The 13,037-nt window shown below is 47.6% G+C and carries 18 protein-coding genes and 1 riboswitch; of the genes, 15 read left to right on the top strand and 3 right to left on the bottom strand.

All coding sequences use genetic code 11. The features are described 5' to 3' along the window. The first annotated feature begins 94 nt into the window (after positions 1-94). The 4 genes from BBB58_RS03355 to BBB58_RS03370 all read left to right on the top strand — a co-directional run bounded on the left by BBB58_RS03355 (position 95) and on the right by BBB58_RS03370 (position 2,127). Complete coding sequence (locus BBB58_RS03355) at positions 95-706, top strand: serine/threonine protein kinase (protein ID WP_074035436.1); 612 nt, start codon at positions 95-97, stop codon at positions 704-706. Between the two features lie 81 nt (positions 707-787). Then, the gene (locus BBB58_RS03360; RefSeq protein WP_012727586.1) at positions 788-1,117 is read left to right on the top strand and encodes a four-helix bundle copper-binding protein; all 330 of its coding nucleotides are present in this window, start codon (positions 788-790) and stop codon (positions 1,115-1,117) included. Positions 1,118-1,209: 92 nt separating this feature from the next. Then, a complete protein-coding gene (locus BBB58_RS03365; RefSeq protein ID WP_031421949.1) occupies positions 1,210-1,722 on the top strand; it encodes a GNAT family N-acetyltransferase in 513 nt (170 codons plus the stop codon). Positions 1,723-1,788: 66 nt separating this feature from the next. Further along, positions 1,789-2,127, top strand: coding sequence for a zinc ribbon domain-containing protein YjdM (locus BBB58_RS03370; RefSeq protein ID WP_031421951.1), 339 nt, complete (start codon positions 1,789-1,791; stop codon positions 2,125-2,127). A gap of 37 nt (positions 2,128-2,164) precedes the next feature. Here BBB58_RS03370 and BBB58_RS03375 read toward each other — a convergent pair whose 3' ends face one another. Beyond that, positions 2,165-3,622, bottom strand: coding sequence for an aldehyde dehydrogenase family protein (locus BBB58_RS03375; RefSeq protein WP_074035438.1), 1,458 nt, complete (start codon positions 3,620-3,622; stop codon positions 2,165-2,167). 90 nt (positions 3,623-3,712) lie between these two features. On the opposite strand from BBB58_RS03375, the gene BBB58_RS15035 reads away from it, so the two are divergent. Continuing rightward, positions 3,713-3,967 carry a hypothetical protein gene (locus tag BBB58_RS15035; protein WP_143180215.1) on the top strand — a complete coding sequence of 85 codons (255 nt, stop codon included), beginning with the start codon at positions 3,713-3,715 and terminating at the stop codon, positions 3,965-3,967. 227 nt (positions 3,968-4,194) lie between these two features. Further along, on the top strand, positions 4,195-4,872 hold the full coding sequence (locus tag BBB58_RS03385) for a YjjG family noncanonical pyrimidine nucleotidase (protein ID WP_074035442.1): 678 nt from the start codon (positions 4,195-4,197) through the stop codon (positions 4,870-4,872). A 2-nt stretch (positions 4,873-4,874) separates the two neighbouring features. On the opposite strand, the gene BBB58_RS03390 is transcribed toward BBB58_RS03385, so the two are convergent. Next, a complete protein-coding gene (locus BBB58_RS03390) occupies positions 4,875-5,324 on the bottom strand; it encodes an NUDIX hydrolase (protein ID WP_074035444.1) in 450 nt (149 codons plus the stop codon). A gap of 55 nt (positions 5,325-5,379) precedes the next feature. Here BBB58_RS03390 and BBB58_RS03395 point away from each other — a divergent pair, with 55 nt between their 5' ends. Genes BBB58_RS03395 through BBB58_RS15120 form a run of 3 tightly spaced genes read left to right on the top strand, consistent with a single transcriptional unit; the run spans position 5,380 to position 7,009 of the window. Next, positions 5,380-5,982, top strand: coding sequence for a pentapeptide repeat-containing protein (locus BBB58_RS03395; RefSeq protein WP_074035446.1), 603 nt, complete (start codon positions 5,380-5,382; stop codon positions 5,980-5,982). Next, positions 5,979-6,806: an aminoglycoside 6-adenylyltransferase gene (locus BBB58_RS03400; protein WP_074035448.1), complete on the top strand. Its 828-nt coding sequence runs from the start codon at positions 5,979-5,981 to the stop codon at positions 6,804-6,806. The genes BBB58_RS03395 and BBB58_RS03400 overlap by 4 nt, the downstream gene beginning before the upstream one ends. A 50-nt stretch (positions 6,807-6,856) precedes the next feature. Continuing rightward, positions 6,857-7,009 (top strand): hypothetical protein, encoded by a 153-nt coding sequence (locus tag BBB58_RS15120; RefSeq protein ID WP_167365510.1) that lies wholly within the window; start codon positions 6,857-6,859, stop codon positions 7,007-7,009. Between the two features lie 8 nt (positions 7,010-7,017). On the opposite strand, the gene BBB58_RS03405 is transcribed toward BBB58_RS15120, so the two are convergent. After that, entirely contained in the window at positions 7,018-7,413 is a 396-nt protein-coding gene (locus tag BBB58_RS03405; protein ID WP_074035450.1) for an ion channel, read from the bottom strand. A gap of 137 nt (positions 7,414-7,550) precedes the next feature. Beyond that, positions 7,551-7,655, top strand: a riboswitch (TPP riboswitch). A gap of 90 nt (positions 7,656-7,745) precedes the next feature. Between BBB58_RS03405 and tenA the strand changes: the two genes are divergently transcribed. From tenA to BBB58_RS03435, 6 genes are all read left to right on the top strand, one after another. Then, a complete protein-coding gene (gene tenA / locus BBB58_RS03410; protein ID WP_074035451.1) occupies positions 7,746-8,420 on the top strand; it encodes a thiaminase II in 675 nt (224 codons plus the stop codon). Beyond that, positions 8,417-9,208 (top strand): hydroxyethylthiazole kinase, encoded by a 792-nt coding sequence (gene thiM, locus BBB58_RS03415; protein ID WP_074035452.1) that lies wholly within the window; start codon positions 8,417-8,419, stop codon positions 9,206-9,208. Before tenA ends, thiM begins: the two co-directional genes overlap by 4 nt. After that, entirely contained in the window at positions 9,205-10,044 is an 840-nt protein-coding gene (gene thiD / locus BBB58_RS03420) for a bifunctional hydroxymethylpyrimidine kinase/phosphomethylpyrimidine kinase (protein ID WP_074035453.1), read from the top strand. Before thiM ends, thiD begins: the two co-directional genes overlap by 4 nt. Beyond that, the gene (thiE, locus tag BBB58_RS03425; protein ID WP_074035455.1) at positions 10,013-10,654 is read left to right on the top strand and encodes a thiamine phosphate synthase; all 642 of its coding nucleotides are present in this window, start codon (positions 10,013-10,015) and stop codon (positions 10,652-10,654) included. The genes thiD and thiE overlap by 32 nt, the downstream gene beginning before the upstream one ends. A 24-nt stretch (positions 10,655-10,678) precedes the next feature. Further along, positions 10,679-11,317 (top strand): SDR family oxidoreductase, encoded by a 639-nt coding sequence (locus BBB58_RS03430; RefSeq protein WP_074035457.1) that lies wholly within the window; start codon positions 10,679-10,681, stop codon positions 11,315-11,317. Between the two features lie 114 nt (positions 11,318-11,431). Then, positions 11,432-12,997, top strand: coding sequence for a GGDEF domain-containing protein (locus tag BBB58_RS03435; protein ID WP_074035458.1), 1,566 nt, complete (start codon positions 11,432-11,434; stop codon positions 12,995-12,997). Positions 12,998-13,037 lie beyond the last annotated feature (40 nt).

A 13,037-nucleotide genomic window follows, 5' to 3' on the forward strand; every position in this document is an offset into this window, starting at 1 on the left:
ACGTCACTTGTCACCTACTCAAGCAGTTTTGGCGTCAAATGAGCTTGTATGCGCTATGATGAGAGGGAAGAGAAATAGGAAAGAGGCGTGACAGATGAGTGACTATGAACAATATGCGGACGTCACCTTCGAACAGGTGGGTGACTCGTTTCAGGTAGCCTCGATGCACCCAGATCTTCGTTTACATGGGATTGGACGAAGTGCGGCCGTGTTTCGTTTAAAGGAAAAGGATCGTGTCATTAAAGTGTTCTTTCCAGGTTATGAACAAATCGCAACCGAAGAGGCAGCAATCTATGAAAAACTTAAGGGACTCCCTTACTTTCCGAAGTGCTATGATTCTGGTCCGTCATATTTAGTGATGGATTACATCGAAGGAAAGACGCTGTTTGAGTGTCTGACGGAAGGCGTCTGGATTGACCCTTCTTACATCGAGGTAGTGGATGAAGCGCTTCGACAGGCACGTTTACTAGGACTGACACCATCGGATGTCCACTTGCGTAATATCATTTTGACGCCAAACGGACAGATATTCTTGATTGATTTGGCACGCTTCAGACAAGGGCAACAAATCGATCATCAGTGGGAAGACTTGAAACGAATGTATCGATTATATCGCTATCGTTTCATGCCGAAACAATATGACGAGACATTACTGAATCGAATCGCTTACTTGTATCGCAGGTTCGTGAACGATCCGGATTCTTGAGCCGGATCGTTTTTCTTTTGCCGATTAGGGAACAGGAGTAACGTGTCCGAAATTGCAGAAGAAACGAAAGGGGAATGATGTATGGCTCATCGTATCTATGCGAACGAACTCGAAATGCTCCACGAATGTGTGGAAACGTGCAACTATTGTCTGGAATCTTGTTTAGAAGAAAAAGATGTACAGATGATGGTTGATTGTATCCGACTGGATCGGGAATGTGCCGCTGCCTGTGCGTTTCTTGCGGAAGCGATGACGCGTGATTCGGCATTCGTTCCTGAACTCGCGCGAGCGTGTGCAGTCATCTGTAAAGCATGCGCACAGGAGTGCGGGAAACATAAGCACGCACATTGCCAGGAATGCGCAAGAGTTTGTACAGAATGCGCCTCAATGTGTGACCGCTTGGCCGCATGATTTGAGTGACCGGTTGATGGGACCGGTCACTTTTTTCGTGTCTTTTGAAGAGGGGATTCGAATAAAAAAAAAAACGAAAAGGTGGTATGGGGATGATTCGCAATTGTCGACGAGATGATCTTCAAATGATTTTACATATTTACAATGATGCGATTGTAAACAGTACGGCCGTCTATCACTATCAACCGGTGACACTCGAGAATCGAGTGGCATGGTATGAGGAGAAGAAAGAGCAAGATTGTCCAATCATCGTATGGGTAGAGGATGACGTCGTCATGGGGTTTGCGACGTTCGGTCCGTTCCGTCCGTGGCCAGCGTACCATTATACGGTTGAACATTCTGTATACGTGCATCCCGGTTACCGCGGGAAAGGCATTGGCAACAAACTGTTAAAAGAAATCATCCGTATCGCCGAAGTGAGAGGAATGAAAACGGTGATTGGTGGAATTGACGCATCGAACGTGACGAGTATCCGTGCGCATGAAAAAGTTGGATTCGTTCATTCCGGTACGATTCGAAATGCCGGATATAAATTCGGCAAATGGCTCGATTTATCGTTTTATCAACTTGATTTAGAAGGTCCTGCATCGCCTACCGAAGAGTGAACGGTCTAGAAAGATGGAGCCACCATACGATATACTGGAACGAGTGAATCGAATGGAGGAAATAGAATGACTGAGTACCCGAATTGCCCAAAATGCCAATCATCTTATGTGTACGAGGATGGCCCGTTGCTTGTATGCCCAGAATGTGCCTATGAATGGTCACCGAGTGAGGCGGCAGAAGCAGAAGCAGCGTCACAAATCAAAGATGCGAACGGAAACCCGCTTCAAGACGGAGACACTGTCACCGTGATCAAGGATTTGAAAGTGAAAGGAACCTCGCTTGTCGTCAAACAAGGAACGAAAGTGAAGGGGATTCGACTCGTGGAAGGTGACCATGATATCGACTGTAAAATCGAGGGACTTGGTGCGATGAAACTGAAGTCGGAGTTCGTGAAGAAAATCTAAAAAAGTGTTTCGGCGAGTTGCCGAAACACTTTTTGTATTACGAGAAGAACGGTTTGTACTCGCGACGTTCATGCATGATGGACACCCATTGAAGCGTCGTGAACTCTTCGAGTACCCATTCACCGTTGAAGCGTCCGAGACCAGAGTTTTTCTCGCCTCCGAACGGCATGTGCGGTTCATCGTTGACCGACTGATCGTTGACGTGAATCATGCCAGTTTCGACTTTTCGTGCAAAATTGGTTGCACGGTAAACCGAGCCATGAACGGCACCGCTCAATCCGTACGGTAATTCGTTCGAAAGACGAACAGCCTCTTCGTCATCTTTAAACGAAAGGATGACCGCGACCGGACCGAATATTTCGTTTTTCGCGAGCGGCATGTCATTCGTGACGCCACTGAGGACGGTCGGTTCGAGGACGTTGCCGTCCGCTGTCCCGCCAGTATGAACGGTCGCACCGGCATCAACCGTTTTCTCGATTTGGTCTAAGATGCGATCGACTTGATCGTGGTCGATGAGCGGGCCGACTTGTGTATCTTTTTCATTCGGTTTACCCGCTTTCAACTGTTTAACGCGCTCGACATAGCGCTCCACGAATTCGTCATGAATCGACTCGGCGACGAGGATTCGGTTCGTCGACATACAGATTTGTCCTTGGTGGAAGAACTTGCTATAGACGGCTGATTCGACGGCACGGTCGAGGTCGGCATCATCGAGAACGACAAACACGTTATTCCCACCGAGTTCAAGTGCTGTTTTCTTCAACAAACGACCTGCCTTTTCCGCAATCCCTTGACCGACCTCGGTCGAACCTGTGAACGAGATGAGGCGCGGGATTGGGTGTTCGACGATGGCGTCCCCGATTTCAGACCCTCGTCCGACGACAACGTTGAGCACACCTTTTGGAAGTCCTGCTTCTTCGAAGAGGGATGCGAATAGGAGACCACCCGTGACTGGTGTCGCCGTAGCCGGTTTGACGACGGCCGTATTCCCCGTCGCGAGAGCTGTCACGATTGAACGGACAGCCAAGTGGAACGGGAAGTTCCATGGGCTGATGATGCCGATGACCCCAAGTGGTTTGCGATATACCCGGTTCTCTTTATTCGGAACGATCGAAGGTTTGATGAGCCCGTCCATACGGAAAGGGAACGTCGCGGCTTCTTTGATGATTGCCATTGATGCAGCGAACTCACTCTCTGCTTTGATACGTGTACTACCGGACTCTTTCACGAGCCAGTCGACGATAAAGTCTTTGTTGTCCATCGTCAGCTGGGCAAACTTCTCAATCAACTCACGTCGTGCTTGTGGAAGCATGTCGGCCCAGTCCGTCTGAGACGCTTTCGCTGCTTCATAAGCACGATTCAAGTCCTCTTCATCCGCTGATTGAATCGAGAAGAGAGTCTCGTTCGAGAATGGATTGACGTTGTCGATCGACTTTTCACTTGATCCATTTACCCACTCACCATTGATGTACATGTTCGTAAAATCTGTATGCATATTTGAACACTCCTTTGTTTTTTCTTCACCATAAGAAGTATTCACTTGTTTTAGAAAAATAAACATATCAATGTATTGGATTTGGTAAACTTGAATCAAGTAAATTCAACAAGTTTAGGAGCAGACGATGAAAACTTGCTGTGTGAGTTTATTCCTCTTCGTGCCTTGGGCATTTTTTGTGGCGGCAATGGATTATGTATGGGGTTTTCCATTTGGATATTTGATTGTACCGGTGATCATTTGGTGGGTAACAAAACAATCTTTGAGGCATTTGCAAATACGCTTTGTATTAGCTTTCTTGCTTGGATCGTATGGTGTGTCGGTTTATTTGGCCTACTTGTTTGAGAACGATTGGGGATACTTCTTCAAGCCGTTAACGCTCAGTGGGGTTGTTCACGCATGGTCGGTCGCGATATTGATTGGGGTACTCGTGATATTGATTAATTATGGAGCTCAAAAATAAAACCAGTCATCTAATAGACATTGAGAGGGGGATACGGCATATCTCCCTTTTTTGATGTTTGTTTCTACTTCCTGTACAGTTAAGACGAAGAGAGGGGGTAGAAAGAAATATGAAACGTTATGAAGCGATTTTATTTGATATTGATGACACACTACTAGATTTTAAACAAAGTGAACATGTCGCCTTGGAACAGTTACTTGCATCCTACAACGTCCGGATGACGGATGAAGTGAAGTCGCGCTATGTCGACATCAACACGGACCTGTGGCGTGCGTTTGAGCGCGGCGAAGTGGACCGGGAAGAAGTGCTCATCGGTCGTCACACGAAACTGTTCGATTCGCTCGGTCTCACGGTCGATGGACCATATGTCGAACAGCAATATCGAGACTATTTACATGCAGGCGTGCACATGGTTGATGGTGCTTTGGAGGTCGTGCGAAAGCTGAGCAAGGATTATCCGCTCTATATCGTCACAAACGGTGTGACGGAGACGCAATTCAAACGGTTAGAGTCATCTGGACTATTGCCGTACTTCCAAGATGTCTTCGTATCGGATGCGACCGGCTCGCAAAAACCGATGAAACCGTTTTTCGACTACGTCTTCGACCGAATCCCGAATGTAGCGCCAGAGAAAGGTTTGATTATCGGTGACTCGGTCACGGCAGACATCGCCGGTGGGCGGATGTATGGTTTGGATACGTGCTGGTTCAATCCGAACGAAGTGGCTGCGACGATTGAGTCAACGTATGAGATTCGACATTTAAACGAGTTGAAATCGCTACTCTAAGTTCAAGCTGGATTGAGTGAATGAGTTGGCAAACGGTTCGGGAGTTGAGCGAGTATTTCCGGATAAAGCGTGACGTCTTGTAGACGGTCAAGCTTTATCCAACGATAAATCAGGTGATCTCCTTCAGGTCCATAAAAGTCTCCGTCTTGGAGCGGGAGGTCACCGTCTACATAAAAGTACAGTCCAATCTCATGAAACGGCTGATTGTTGTACGTAAATAAGTTCTCGTGCACGAAAGCGAACGTGGTATCAGTCACGTGCATGTTCAACTCTTCATGTAGCTCGCGTGCGAGGGCGGTTGCGGCTTCTTCACCGAGCGTGACGCGCCCCCCGGGTAATGCCCAAAAGTCATCTCGGATGTTTCGGTGAATCAATAAGTGACCGTCTTTCACAAAAATACCAGCAACGCGGTAATTGAAAACGCCGTGTTCAGTAGGAAATACGAGATCCATCTATATCACTTCCAATCATTGTAATCTGTTCTAGTATACCTGAAGGAGGGATCATATGTTTCAACCACATACGCAATATCGAGATGAAGATTTCCGTGACGTGACACTCCGTGACGAAGTGTTGTCACACGTCACGTTCGAGAACTGTCGCTTCACATACGTCGATGCGACGGAACTACAGACGGAGCGCTGTCAGTTCATCAACTGTGATTTCACGGATTCGAAATGGAATGCGTCCCGTCATGTCGGGAGTTCATTTTTAAACTGTCAATTTCATGGTGCCAATTTGTTCACGAGTGAGTTTGAACAATGTAAAATGACCGGGTCATCTTTTGAAGAAAGTCAGTTTGAAGGCGTCCTTGTAACAGAGGGGGACTGGTCGTTCGTCAACCTTCGTCACGTGTCGCTCAAGAAGATGGATTGGTCCCACGTACGATTGGTTGAGGCGGACCTGTACGGTGCCGATTTGACCGAAACCGTTTGGCATCAGGCCGATTTGACCCGTGCGACACTCCAACATGCGGTGTGCCGTGGTGCCGACTTCAAAGGAGCACTCGTCGATGGGGTTGATTTTTCGAACGTGACGTTACAACAAACAAAACTAGACGCGATGCAGGCGATTCAAGTCGCGCGCTCATTGGGGGCGATTGTAGAATGAAACCAGAACAAATCATTGAGCAATTGACTGCGTTCGCAAAAGAACGTGAACACATTCGAACGGTCGTCTTGAACGGCTCACTCGTCAATCCGAACATCCGACCAGACCCGTACCAGGATGTCGACCTTGCCTTTTATGTGGAAGACGTCCGAGCGGTTGCGGTCGATCGCTCATGGATTGACACGTTTGGAGAGGTCTTGATCATGCAGACACCTGAAACGACTGATTCCGAACGACATATAACGTTTTTAGTGCAATATGTGGACGGACATCGGATTGATTTGACGATTCGAAGTGTGGATCAACTTGAAACCATGCTTGAAGCCGACTCGCTCAGTCAAATAATCTTTGACCGAGATCATCATCCGGTCGTCACGCCTTCTGACCTGTCGTATCGCGTGAAACGTCCGTCTGCTGACGAGTATGCGGCATGTTGGAATGAGTTTTGGTGGGTGTCACTTTATGTTGTCAAAGGAATCAAGCGACACCAGGTGTTATACGCGCTCGACCACCTCGATATCATGCGGAATATGCTCCGTCAGATGATGGAGTGGAACATTGGCTATGCGACGGAATTCTCCGTGAATCTAGGGAAGTCCGGTGACGGGATCCGCGACCATTTGCCAGAAGAGTTATGGGAGATGCTCACGGCAACATACGCTTCAGCTGAGTTGAGTGCCATTGAAGATACACATGATCGGTTGCAGTCGCTCTTCTTCTTTTGTGCACAACGTGTCGCCGAACAAGGGGATTTCGTGTTTCGAGAAGAGGAAGCCAGACGCGTTCGTGCCGCATGTGCAACACTTCGACATTCAAACGATTAATGACGGCGAGAGCCGGGAAACGCTCCTTATAGAGAAAGGAGCGTTTTTTCATGAATTTTTACACGACATTTATTGCCCTACTTGTTGGGAGTCTGGTCCTCTTTGTCGGCATTCGTCTAAAGAAATGGCCGATCATTCTGGTTGCGATGCTTCCCCTTGGTCTTGTGGCATTTAATATGTTTTTACTCATCACGGGACGATAGGAAGATTTTCACTTGTCTTTTTGATAAATCGATTTGATGAAGAAGGCACTCGGTAACAAAATACCGATGGCTTCTTCGATGATAGCGAATAATCGGGTTAAACCGACCGGTAACAAATCACCAAAGCCAATCGAAAGTAAAGTGACACCGCTAAAATACAATAAATTTTCCCAAGTCGGTTCGACGGCATTCATGGATTCGAGTGAAGTCACGAGAATGACTGAATCACGAGACAGTGCATAATAAATCAATGTGAATCCTAACATGACACCGAATAGGCTGACGAACAACTGAGTGAACAATCTTCCATCAAATCCTGTTTGCTTGTACGTTCGACGTTTGAAAAACCAAAATACGTTCAAACTGATGAACAGTAAGGCAATCGTCAATAAAATGGTATTCAATCTCTACACATCCTTTTCAGTACGAACAGAGTCACTTACCCATTCCCGTAACGAAGAATAGGAAACGGAATCAGAAAAGGTTTGCAATTGATGAAAAGATTGATAGAATGTGGTCGAAGACGACTGAATTTCATAATGTTTGCCACTAGGGGAGTCGCGTCACGCGGCTGAGATGGACATGGTCCAGACCCTTCGAACCTGATCTAGTTCACGCTAGCGTAGGGAAGTGGGCGAGACGACTCATATGGCTTCACCTAGATATGATTGTTCGAGACGCCGCTTCCGTTATGGGAGGCGGCGTCTTTTTTATCAGTTTATAAGGGGGAGTTATTATGAAATTTACAGATCACTTACGTCAAGAGGCGGATGGATTGTTTGAAGCAAGCTTTCATCACCCATTTGTTCGTTCACTCGGAGAAGGGACGCTCGATGAGAAGAAATTCAGACATTACGTCATGCAAGACTCATACTATTTGAATCAGTTTTCAAAAGTGCAGGCCAAAGGGGCAACCCTCGCTCCGACGATGGAACTATCGAGCCGCTTTTTGACGCATGCGCTACACACGATTGAGGCGGAACTCTCCCTTCATCGAGAGTTCTTTACGATGCTCAACGTGACGGATGTCGAATTGGCGACATTTGAGCCAGCACCGACCGCTTATGCATATGCCCTTCATATGCAACAGGCAGGACCGACTCTCGGGGACGTATTGGCGTCAATCCTTCCGTGTTATTGGGTGTATTACGAGATTGGAGAACGTCTTAAAGACAAGCGTCCTGATCATCCGATTTATTCAGCTTGGATTGCGACGTATGGTTCGGAGTGGTTCCGTGAGCTGGTGGAAGAGCAAATTGATCGGTTGGATGAACTGGCTGGTCAAGCGACAGAAGAAGAGCGCGTGCGCTATACGAAACTATTCTTGAAGAGTTGCTATTACGAAGTCGCTTTTTGGGAAATGGTTTGGACGCTTGAGTCGTGGTCATTGTCGCAGGAGGTCAACCAATGAGACATGAGATTTGGAATGAGATTCGACAGCAGGCGCCATTGATTCACAATATCACGAACACGGTCGTGGCGAACTTTTCGGCGAATGGATTGCTCGCCATCGGCGCCTCTCCTGTCATGGCGGATGCAATCGAAGAAGTAGCGGAGATGACATTCGTGAGCGATGCGCTCGTACTTAACATCGGTACACTTGGAACGATGACGGAAGCGACGATGATTCGCGCAGGTCAGGCTGCGAACGAAGCGGGATGCCCGATTATACTCGACCCGGTCGGTGTCGGAGCGACGTCATTTCGACGAGATGTGGTCGAACGCATTTTGCGTCATGTTCGTGTATCGGTCATTCGAGGGAATGCAGGAGAGATTGCGACATTGATTGGCGTCGATTGGGCGGCTCGTGGTGTCGATGCTGGTGACGGTGCATGCGAGCCTCGACAATTGGCGCTTGAAGCAGCGAGACGATACGGATGTGTCGTGGCCGTGACAGGAAAAGAAGATATGGTAAGTGACGGGAACGTCGTTATGGAAATACATGGCGGGACGAAACGCATGACCGAGACGACCGGTACGGGATGTTTACTCAGTGCAGTGGTCGGGGCTTGCTTAGCAGTCGAAAAGAACACCCTTAAAGCGACGGTGACCGCCATGTCAGGTTATGCCTACTGCGGTGAGTTGGCGAGTGAACGAGCGGAAGGACCTGGAGACTTCGCGATTCACTTTGTAAATGCTCTTCATCAATTGGCACAGCATACCATCCCGACGAATCGAATTGAGGTGTCGACATCATGAGACCTCAAGTGTTGACGATTGCAGGATCTGACTCAGGAGGAGGGGCCGGTATTCAAGCCGATCTTAAAACGTTTCAAGAACTCGGTGTATTCGGGACGAGCGTGTTGACTGCGATTACCGCTCAAAACACACTTGGGGTCCATGGAATCGAGGCGATTTCCACGGAAATGATTATCCGACAAATTGATGCGGTAGCGGATGATTTTAACATCACCGCCTGTAAAACCGGGATGTTGGTGGACGCTGAACGAATTGAAGCGGTAGCGAAGGGGCTCGAACGATATCGTTTCGAACATGTAGTAGTCGATCCGGTCATGGTGGCGAAAGGTGGCGCTTCCTTGTTGCAAGTTAGTGCAGTCGAAGCACTGCGCACGAAGCTGCTACCACAGGCGACCATCGTGACCCCAAATATTCCTGAAGCAGAAGTGCTGGCAGGAATGGAAATTCGAACCGAGGCAGACCGCATGAAAGCCGCACAGGCGATTCGAGCACTTGGTGTCGATACCGTCATTATCAAAGGTGGGCATACGGATGATGTGGAGGCCGTTGATTTGATTATGAGCGAGACTGAAACGTTCTGTGTAAAAGCGCCTAGAATCCAAACGAAAGATACGCACGGGACGGGATGTACGTTCTCTGCCGCATTGACGGCCGAACTAGCGTATGGGAAGACACTACGCCAAGCCGTCGTAGATGCGAAGCAGTTTATTCATCAGGCGATTGCACATGGATTATCGATTGGACAGGGGCATGGACCGACGAATCATTGGGGACATCGTTTAGCGAAAGAAGAGGTGATTACCGTTGACGTTCTGTACGAAACAAGCGCTCGCTAAGCAGCTTCGCCTTTACTTTGTGTGTGGAACGACGGACGCGTCCGATTTGGTGGCGACCGTCAAAACGGCACTTCGATGTGGTGTGACATGTTTTCAATTTCGCGAAAAAGGTAAAGATGCATTGTATGGAGATAAAAAAGAAGCGATGGCAAGGACGCTCCAACGTCTGTGTCGAGAAACGGGTGTTCCGTTCATAATCAACGACGACGTCGACTTGGCGCTCGCGATTGACGCGGATGGCATTCACGTCGGACAAGACGACTTACCTGCCAAACAGGTTCGAGAACGGCTAGGACCAGATAAATGGTTGGGGGTGTCTGTCCATACGATGGAGGAAGTCAGAACGGCTCTTCCATTTGCAGATTATGTCGGCATTGGTCCGATTCATGAGACGCAAAGTAAACTGGATGCAGGACATGTGCGTGGCACGGAACTGATTCAACAAGTTCGCCATCACTATCCACTGCTTCCGATTGTGGGGATCGGAGGTATTCGTCCAGAGCATGTGCCTTCAATCATTCGTGACGGGGCAGACGGCGTTGCCGTCATTTCTGCCATTGCTTCTGCACCGGATGTAGCAACGGCTACCCGGCGTTTCGCTTGTCTCTGAATTCATTTTTGAGGAGGAAGACAGATGAACGTATTTGTAATCGGTGCAAACGGTCAAATTGGCCATCAATTGGTGGAGAAGTTACACAAGGAAGGAAAGCATCACGTCACGGCGATGGTGCGTAAAAAAAAACAACTCGAGGATTTTAAGTCAAAAGGGTACAATGCGGTACTCGGTGACCTCGAAGGTTCAGTAGATGATTTGCAAAAAGCGATTGATGGAATGGATGTTATCGTATTCGCGGCAGGTTCTGGTGGAAGTACTGGAGCAGACAAGACACTCTTGATCGACCTAGACGGTGCAGCGAAGAGTATCGAAGCAGCACAAGCGAACGGGAACATCAAACACTTCGTCATGGTCAGTGCCTTGAAAGCGGAGGATCGCTCAGCTTGGCCAGATTCGATGAAGCCGTACTACGTAGCGAAGCATCATGCAGATCGTTTACTCGAACAGAGTGGACTCACGTACACGATTGTTCGTCCGGGTGCATTGACAGATGATGCGGGAACGGGCAAAGTGAACACGAAATTCGAGGGAAGTGGAGAGATCCCACGCGAAGACGTCGCATCATTCTTGGTGCATGTCCTTCATAACCATTCAAACGTGCAGAACAAAGCAATTGATTTGATCAAAGGGGATACCCCAATCGAAGAAACGCTATAAGTGTGTGACATCAAAAACGGGATGAGAAAACCATCCCGTTTTTTGTTGCGTTAAAGAGGGAAAAGAACGCAGGATAACGAAATAGAAGAATACGAACAGGTGAGGAGGTTCCGCATGACCGAGATGTTCATTTATCTGGCGGTCTATTTGTTGCCGTCATTTTTACTCGGCTTTTTAGCACTCGATTTCTTTCAACGAAATCCGAATAAAGTCGAGCATCGTTTGCTGAGCCTGTTTGTGTTCGGTTATTCGATGCTCTTCTTGGCTGAATTTGTCCGCCATCTATCGCCGATTGAATACAGTCCGGCACTCATTGCCTATTGGTTTGGGAACGCTGGGATTTTCATTTTTATCTTCTCTGTTCATTTCATATTAAGTATCACAGGCGTCGGCGCAAAGGCACCGAAGTGGTTGTATCCATGGGTCGTCTATTTACCATTGATTCCTGTTGTGTTGACGTATGTCCGTCAGGAGAATATCATCAACAGTCAACAGTTTGAACAAGTAGGCATTTGGATTTATCCTGAGTTCAACTCATCGTATTTAACTACGTTGACCGTCGGAAACATTTTTCATCTATTGATTATTGGTCTCATTTTTTATGCATTGAAGCGTGCGGAACGAAGAGAACACCAACGCGTATTGCGCATGCTTTTTTGGACTGCAAATGCCGTACTAATATGGGATATTGTATTCGGCTACTTTCAATTTCGTGGGTTGATCCCACCCTATTCATACATGTATGGGGGGCTTGTTTGGGCGGTAGCATTGGTCGTTGCGATGAATCGTTTAGACTTCTTAACCTCTTATGTAAAACGATATGGGACACTTTATAATTTAAATCCATCCGCCATCTTGTTGATTGACCCGGATGGGAGGGTGGAAAGTGCGAATCCGGCCGCACGCACGCTATTTCATACTGTCCGTGTCGTGAATGAACGGTTTATCGATTTGTTGCAAGAAAAGAAAAAAGCAGAGTGGATGGAACACTACAGCCAACATTTTCGGACACGTAAAAAGTTTATAGAGTTTGAAACGAAGATTATGACAAAGTCTGGGCAAGAGCTTTACGTCGTCATCGATGGTGATTTTGTCGATATCGACCGCACGATTCACGGGATGATTATCATTCGGGATGTCCACTCGTTTAAAGAGGCCGAGCAAACAATCCGATTCTTTGCCTATCATGACCCACTGACGAAGCTGGCGAACCGACGTGCATTTTATGAACGCGCAGACCAGGCGTTGCTTAGTTCCTCGATGCTGTCTTTATTGATTATTGATCTGGACGGTTTTAAAGCAGTCAATGATACGTACGGTCACCAGATTGGAGATTATTTCTTAACTCATTTGGGTGGATTGCTGGAAGCGTCGACACGAGACGTTGGCTTGGCCTCTCGTGTTGGCGGGGATGAGTTTTATATTTATTTAGTGGATCTAACAGAATCGGAAGTGCTTGCATTTATTCACGAACTTCAGATGACGTTAAATCAAAACCCTTACCACACGTCCGATGTGACGATTCCAATCCGTGCGAGTATTGGGGTCAGTCATGCTCCCGACCAAGGAACAAATTTAGACACGTTGATCCATAAAGCGGATCAGGCGATGTATCAGATCAAGCAAAAAAAAAAAAATGATTACGCCATCTATGACGAGGCGTTACATGGTCCGAAATAAAGGGAAAATAGTTGTGTTTGATTATGGAGAGGAGGATGCA

The sequence above is a fragment of the Exiguobacterium profundum genome (assembly GCF_001909285.1).
GTDB classification, from domain to species: Bacteria; Bacillota; Bacilli; order Exiguobacteriales; family Exiguobacteriaceae; genus Exiguobacterium; species Exiguobacterium profundum.